At 44.9% G+C, this 7,109-nt stretch carries 6 protein-coding genes; 2 read left to right on the forward strand and 4 right to left on the reverse strand.

The features are described from left to right. The 3 genes from trkA to B0E43_RS11215 all read right to left on the reverse strand — a co-directional run bounded on the left by trkA (position 1) and on the right by B0E43_RS11215 (position 3,752). The gene (gene trkA / locus B0E43_RS11205) at positions 1–1,347 is read right to left on the reverse strand and encodes a Trk system potassium transporter TrkA (RefSeq protein WP_077349668.1); all 1,347 of its coding nucleotides are present in this window, start codon (positions 1,345–1,347) and stop codon (positions 1–3) included. Positions 1,348–1,504: 157 nt separating this feature from the next. Beyond that, positions 1,505–2,746 carry a DNA recombination protein RmuC gene (gene rmuC / locus B0E43_RS11210; RefSeq protein WP_077349670.1) on the reverse strand — a complete coding sequence of 414 codons (1,242 nt, stop codon included), beginning with the start codon at positions 2,744–2,746 and terminating at the stop codon, positions 1,505–1,507. Continuing rightward, positions 2,736–3,752: an alpha/beta fold hydrolase gene (locus B0E43_RS11215; RefSeq protein WP_077349672.1), complete on the reverse strand. Its 1,017-nt coding sequence runs from the start codon at positions 3,750–3,752 to the stop codon at positions 2,736–2,738. The genes rmuC and B0E43_RS11215 overlap by 11 nt, the downstream gene beginning before the upstream one ends. Before the next feature lie 87 nt (positions 3,753–3,839). Between B0E43_RS11215 and B0E43_RS11220 the strand changes: the two genes are divergently transcribed. Beyond that, entirely contained in the window at positions 3,840–5,066 is a 1,227-nt protein-coding gene (locus B0E43_RS11220) for an Nramp family divalent metal transporter (protein WP_254423412.1), read from the forward strand. 21 nt (positions 5,067–5,087) lie between these two features. Here B0E43_RS11220 and B0E43_RS11225 read toward each other — a convergent pair whose 3' ends face one another. Then, entirely contained in the window at positions 5,088–5,990 is a 903-nt protein-coding gene (locus B0E43_RS11225; RefSeq protein ID WP_077349674.1) for a neutral zinc metallopeptidase, read from the reverse strand. A 190-nt stretch (positions 5,991–6,180) separates the two neighbouring features. On the opposite strand from B0E43_RS11225, the gene B0E43_RS11230 reads away from it, so the two are divergent. Beyond that, entirely contained in the window at positions 6,181–6,927 is a 747-nt protein-coding gene (locus B0E43_RS11230) for a DUF1080 domain-containing protein (protein ID WP_077349675.1), read from the forward strand. The last annotated feature ends 182 nt before the right edge of the window (positions 6,928–7,109 follow it).

Below are 7,109 nucleotides of genomic sequence, written 5' to 3' on the forward strand. Positions count from 1 at the left end.
TTAATGAAAAAGTTTTTCGAGTGGCAGTTTTGCTTCAGGTAATGCCAAAACAATGGCTTTATCGTTCATTTGTAAAATAAAGTCCCCGTCAGGAATAAAAACTTGTTCTCCACGGATCACTCCCGCTACGATGGCTGATTCGGGAAAGTGAAGTTCTTTCAATGGATGTTTGATCAGCCTGTTATTTTTACTTACGTTGTACTGGATGAATTCAGCATCAACTCCATAAATCCCCGAAACAGCTTCCACAGCTCCTTTTTTCAAGTATCTTGAAATTTCATTTGCCGCAACCAGCTTTTTGTTGATCAGGGAATCAACCCCGATACTGTGAGAAATATGGATGTACTCTCTGGTATCCACATGTGCTATAGTCTTATAAACCCCGTGGTTTTTTGCGGAAAGACTGGTGATAATGTTAGTTTCGGAAGACTCGGTCAGGGCAAGAAATGCATCCATTTGCTCTAGTCCTTCTTCCACCAACATTTCGATGTTTTTATAATCTCCGTTGATGACCAGCGTATCCGGCAGGTGCTCAGCAAGCCATTTACATCTATCTTTTTCCTTATTTACCAACGTAACACGATACTTACCCTGGAGTTTCAGGGCAGTGGTCACGGCCATGTCATCCCCACCAATGATCATGATATTCTTGATCTTGACCTTCTTTTGACCCAAAACCTCCTGGATCATTTCGGTGTTTTTCTTGTTTGAAATAAAAAATACGTGGTCGTTGTTGCGGATAATCGTGCTTCCTCTTGGAATCAGGGTTTTTTGATCTCTGACTATGGCGATGATCCGAATATCTTCGTACACAGGATCAGATTTGGTATCCATAATCCTTTGGTTGACCAAGGGACTAAATTGATCCAAAGTGATACCTACGATGTTCAATTTCCCCCCTCCAAAATCAAAAACATCTGTAAAACTGGAGTTTTCGATCATGTTGTAAATCTCCCGGGAACAAAGCATGGTGGGAGAAATCAAGTTGTCAATGCCCAGATTATTGAAGTAGGGAACATTTTCCTCGTTCAGGTAAGAGTGGTTTCTCACTCTGGCCATCACGCGTTTTGCACCAAGTTGCTTTGCCAAAACTGCCGTGACGATATTGGTTTTTTCAGAAGTGGTGACAGCCAAAACCATACTGGCCCTGTCCACATTTGCTTGTTGGAGAATATCAATTGAGGTGGCATCTCCCTGAATGGTCATCACGTCGAGCTTGCTGGCTGCGTAATCCAAAACATCCCGTTCAGTATCGATGAGGGTGATATCCTTGTTATCAAAACTCAATTGCTCTGCAAGATGGTATCCCATGTCTCCTGCTCCGGCAATTACAATGTGCATCCCCATAGAGGTAATTAAAGTAATCTTAAAGGGTGGCAAAATTATAACCTTTCTGAATGGTTTTCAGGTCATAAGGTTTTTTCTTTCGCCAAACGACCTAAAAGGTAAAAAATATGCAGTGATCTCACCGTCACTCTTGTCATTATTTTTCTCGCCCCTTCAATTAATCTTCAAGTAGGGCTCTGCCTTCCGGTTCGGGTAGTTCCTGAATGTCTTTCAGCTTTTTTTGGATCACACGGGTTCTTGTTCCGACCAGTTCATCCAGTTCCATATTGGCCTCGTTCAGCTTTTTCTGAGTTTTTTTCAGCAAATCCCCAAATTTCCCAAACTCAGCTTTGACTGCTCCGAGTACCTGCCAGACCTCGGAGCTCCTTTTCTGTATAGCCAAGGTCCTGAAGCCCATTTGCAAAGAATTCAAAATGGCAGAAAGCGTGGCCGGCCCTGTCACGATCACTTTAAAGTCCTGCTGAATTTGCTGAGCGAGACCGGGTTCGCGGAGGATTTCGGCATAGAGACTTTCGACTGGAAGAAAAAGGATCGCAAAGTCAGTCGTCCCAGGAGGATGAATGTATTTGCTTTGGATATCCAAAGCGGATTTTTTGATGGCCTTGATCAATTCCTGGCGATACAAGTCGATGGCTGGCTTGTCCCCTAAATCATAGGCATCTACCAGCCTCAAATAGGATTCCTGCGGAAATTTGGAGTCAATCGGCAGAAGCACTTGCTCATTCTGACCGGGCATTTTCACTGCAAATTCCACCCGCTCCCGGGTTCCGTTTACCGAGGCATTAAGGATGTATTGCTCCGGAGAGAGCATATTTTCCAAAAGCGCTTGAAGTTGATATTCGCCTAGTACGCCCCTGCTTTTCACATTGGTCAACACGCGCTTGAGATCCCCCACTCCGTTGGCGAGGGATTGCATTTCGCCAAGTCCCTTTTGGACGGCCTGGAGCTGATTGCTGACAAGTTCAAAGGATTGACCCAGCCTGGCTTCAAGCGTTTTTTGAAGCTTTTCATCGACGGTTTCACGGATTTTTTCAAGTCGGATTTCGGTGTTTTTCACCAGTTCGTCCTGCTTCCTGCTGAGTTCTCCGAATTTCTCCCGCTGGAGATTGTTGAGGTCCTGCATGGTATTACGAACCACATCGCCAAATGCCCTCAAAGCTTCATTTTGATCCTTTGATCCGGCTCGCTGATTTTCGAAAATCAACCGAAATTGCTGAGCCAGGTTTTCATTGGATTCCTTTCGGGCTTCGCCCAAAGCCTGGGCAAGTTCTTTACTCATTCGTGCGAGTTCAGCTTGAAGGAAGAGCTTTTCCTGATTTTCCTTTCTCCTGAAAAAAACCAAAGCCAAGATCAAAACCTGGATTACAAGTACTATTGAAAGTAGAACTTCAATCGACATAGACCATTTGTTTAGGAGGTTCAAGGTAGTTTTTCCTTACCTCCACTCCGAGAAAAGCCAGATATTCTGCGACAGATTCCGTCGGTATTTCTTCCATGGGAACATGGCCCGCCTGATCAAAAACGATCAGATTGGAGCCTGGGATCGCTTTTTCCAAAGCGTATGCATTGGAAAGAGGAATCCAGGAATCCTTGCCTCCCCAAAGAATCAAGGTCGGCATAGTTAATCTTTCAAAATCAATTTCTGAATTTCTTGGGATTTTAATCCGGTCCAAAGTTGCCTGGCGGTTTCCTTCCCGAAGCATCAGCTCATAGTATCTATCGGTAGTTTTTTCCTGGATTTTGGATTCGTCCGCATAGACTTCTTTCATATTCCTGGCAAAAAGAAACTTGGGAGTACACTTCAGGAAAATCCCTGAAATCAGAGGGTTTTCGATCAGTTTGAAAATCCAGGCACCACTTCCACGGGCTTGATTTTGAGTCGAATCCAAACTTCTGGTTTCAATTCTCGGTGCTCCGGAGGCATCCACCAGATTCAGAGTAAGGACTTTGTCTGGACGTGCAGATGCCAATTGGAGAGCCACAGCGCCGCCCATAGAATTGCCTGCCAAATGAAACTTTCTCAGATTAAGCTTTTCCGCCAAAGAAAGAACCAACTCGCTGTAATCCTGCACACTATACCGCTGGAGTTCATCCGGACCAGTAAGTCCGTGTCCGGGAAAATCCAGTGATATTGTCATGAAATACGGACTCAATTCCCTTTGCCAAATATCCCAGGTGTGAAGGGAAGAAAAACTGCCGTGCAATAAAATAATAGGTTCCCCTTCGCCCAATATCCGAACATGGAGATTGATTCCATTTACTTCGATAAAGTGGGATTCGGGCGTTTGGTATTTTGCGGCAATTTCTTCCGCAGGGATATCACTTCTGTAAAGCAAAAGCAGAAAAAACACACAAGTCAGAAGTAAACCGGCCACAAGTTTACCAGTTCGTTTAAGCCAAATCATAAATTGGAGTTCGGATAATTATTTCCTCTAATACCTAAAACCTACAAAAATTCTTCTCAAATCTCTATTTTCAGGAAAATTCCACCATTGAACATCAAAAACTTCTTTCGATCCATTGGTCCGGGACCGCTGATTGCAGCGGCCTTCATCGGTCCAGGAACAGTCACAGTCTGCACCCTGGCCGGAGCAAACTTTGGATTTTCGCTGATTTGGGCGATGGTACTTTCCATAGTTGCTACGGTTATCCTGCAGGAAATCTCAGGGAGAATCGGAATTGTCACAGGTTCTGATTTGAGTTCTCTGCTTCGAAATCAAACCGAAAGGCCGATTTTCAGGCTATTTTCCATGATTTTGGTTCTACTTGCCATAGTCCTGGGAAATGCAGCTTATGAATCCGGAAACATTTCAGGTGCCAACCTGGGTCTGGCTTTTTATTGGGAAGCTCCCACCCTAAATCTTGGAAGATTGGAACTCCAATTGGGCAATTTCTTATTGGGAATTCTGGCGTTCCTTCTCCTTTGGACAGGAAGCTATAAAACACTTGAGCGAATCCTTGTTGTGTTGGTAATTCTGATGTCCCTGGCTTTTATGATTACTGCGGCATTGACCAAACCTGATTTGTCCAAGATGCTTTCTGGGTTTATCCCAAGTTGGAATGAGGCTGAAATCCCCACTTTGGTAGCCCTGATCGGCACGACAGTAGTTCCCTACAATCTTTTCCTCTACGCCTCGCTGGTAAATAAGCAATGGAAAAACCCATCCGACCTCCCATCCATGCGAAGGGACATTTCTGTTTCGGTGATTCTTGGGGGAGTAGTTTCGATGGCAATTTTGATTGTCGGGGCGGCAAATACTAGTGCCGAAATCACTTCTGCCATTGACGTTTCCAAAGGGCTGGAATCAGTTTTCGGAAGCTTTGCAGGCTATATGATGGGCTTTGGCCTGTTGGCTGCAGGGATGACTTCTGCCCTGACCGCCCCTTTGGCTGCAGGTTTTGTAGTCTGTGGGATTTTGGGTTGGGATCAGGAAATCAAGTCCAAACCCATGAGGATCACCATGGGGGCCATCGTCTTTTTGGGACTGTTTTTCTCCTCCTTAGGTATCAAACCTGTCCAATTAATCACTCTTGCTCAATTGGCAAATGGCATTTTACTTCCCCTGATCAGTGGCTGGATAATCTGGATTGCAGCACAGCATTCTATTTTGGGAAAACATAAAAACACGCTAACGGCAAGCGGAATCGCAATTTTGATCTGGCTGATCACGTTAGTTCTTGGAGTAAAAAGTGTGGGAGCGGTCTTCGGATGGTTTTAAATCCCCAATCTAAACCTCAAATCACAAATCGTCAGCGCTAAAAGTATCCCCTTGCCTCAAATCCCCGGATTCAAAGCCTTTTTTGAACCACATCATCCTTTGAGCCGATGTGCCATGGGTAAACGAATCCGGAACTACTCTCCCGCTGGATTGCTTCTGAAGCCGGTCATCTCCGATAGCATTAGCGGCATTGAGGGCTTCTTCCAAATCACCGGATTCCATCATTGATGCGGTTTTTTGACTGTGATGCGCCCAAACTCCCGCTAAAAAATCCGCCTGAAGTTCCAATTTGACGGAGTTTTGGTTGTATTCTTTTTCACTGACTTTACCCCGGAGGTTGTGAACTTCATCCGTGATTCCCTGGATCTTTTGGATATGATGGCCTACTTCATGAGCGATCACATAGGCATAAGCAAAGTCTCCGCCTGCACTCAACTTGGATTCCATGTCCTGAAAAAAGCTCAGATCGATGTAAAGTTTTTCATCCGCAGGACAGTAAAATGGGCCTGTTGCACTGCTAGCTGACCCACATGCTGAGGACACTGATCCTGAATAAAGCACCAAAGTCGGTTCCCTGTAATCTTCCAATTGCTGATTCCAAACATCCTCGGTATCCGCCAAAATCGTCCCGGCAAAAGCCGCCATTTCATCTTCCTCAGCTGTTGGAGTATAGGAGGTATCAGTAGTAAAGCCCTGGCCTCCGCCGCCACCCAACAAGCCCCCCAAAAGACTAAGTGGATTATATCCCAATACAATTGATCCGACGATGAACACTCCCACCAGAATCAATCCGGTTTTTGAAAAAAGGATCTTTAAAAGTGGACCGAGCAGCAGCGGACTGAACCCACCTGCGCCCATTTTTGGACCTCCCTGTCCCCGTCTATCATCAATATTGGAGCTCTGTCTTCTGCCTTGCCATTTCATAGGATTATTATTGTTTTTTTAGTGGCATATGGAATCTCACATGGTAGATGTCATCCAACTGAATGAGGTTATTATCATGCTCGATTTCATAGCATTAATGATTTGATTTAAGTTAAAAATAACCAAATTGATCAATCAAGAATCGACCCTATTTTCATTTTCGATAAATAATAATCAAAACCCATTACCTATGACACATAAATTTCTGACTTGCGCTTTCACTTTTGCGCTGCTCCTTTCAATTAATTCTTTCGCTCAGGAAGCCTATTTGGGTACAAAAGCCCCAAAAGGTGCAAAAGTTTACCTGGACGGTACCGCCAAATCCCTACACAAAAACTGGAAATACTGGGAAGGACCCCGGTTTTCGGCAGAAATGCCTCTAAAATGGCCTGAGGTCACTGATCCTGTAGATGGTGGAAAAGTCATCAGCAGTAACGATCCAGCTGCTGCTGGCGGGAAATACGGCGCAGCCGATATAGTGACCAAAGACGAATTCAGAGACTTTGAAGCCCACGTGGAATTTTTGATCGCCAAAGAAGGCGGAAACAGTGGAGTTTACCTCCAAAACCGCTATGAAATCCAGGTTTTGGACGGAGATTATGGAACACACGGACTCGCTGCAGTGATCAACGAACACCTTCCAACTTCAGAAGAGTACAATGGTATCGGAAAATGGAATGCCTATGATATCCAGTTTCGTGCGGCCCGCTTTGAAAATGGAAAACTGACCGAAAAAGCGCGGGTAACTCTATTTTTCAATGGAGTAAAAATCCACGACAATGTGGAAATCCAGCAGGTTTGGGGCGGTCCAAACTCAGGAATTGACGGGGGAAATGACGGGGGAAAAGGAATTACCGATACTCCGGGCGGATTGAAACTTCAGGCAGAAGGCCATGATGTGCTTTATCGGAATATTTGGATCAAGGCGGTGAAGTGATCGGTGTTCAGTGGTCAGTGTTCAGTCGCAGATTTTAGTGTTCAGTGTTCAGTCTTTTGTCAGGCTGAGTCTTAAATATTCCGGGAACATACAAAAAGGAAATGACGGGGTTAACTTAGCCTTATCCTAAACAGTTTGGCCGCCTTCGTGATAGTGCACCTGCCTGTCGCTGAGTATGGTTC

This window comes from Algoriphagus sp. A40 (assembly GCF_002002735.1).
Classification (GTDB): Bacteria; Bacteroidota; Bacteroidia; order Cytophagales; family Cyclobacteriaceae; genus Algoriphagus.

Excerpts from the sequence above, each read along its gene's own strand:
- trkA (WP_077349668.1), bottom strand. The coding sequence starts at position 1,347 with ATGGGGATGCACATTGTAATTGCCGGAGCAGGAGACATGGGATACCAT.
- rmuC (WP_077349670.1), bottom strand. The coding sequence starts at position 2,746 with ATGTCGATTGAAGTTCTACTTTCAATAGTACTTGTAATCCAGGTTTTG.
- B0E43_RS11215 (WP_077349672.1), bottom strand. The coding sequence starts at position 3,752 with ATGATTTGGCTTAAACGAACTGGTAAACTTGTGGCCGGTTTACTTCTG.
- B0E43_RS11225 (WP_077349674.1), bottom strand. The coding sequence starts at position 5,990 with ATGAAATGGCAAGGCAGAAGACAGAGCTCCAATATTGATGATAGACGG.
- B0E43_RS11230 (WP_077349675.1), top strand. The coding sequence starts at position 6,181 with ATGACACATAAATTTCTGACTTGCGCTTTCACTTTTGCGCTGCTCCTT.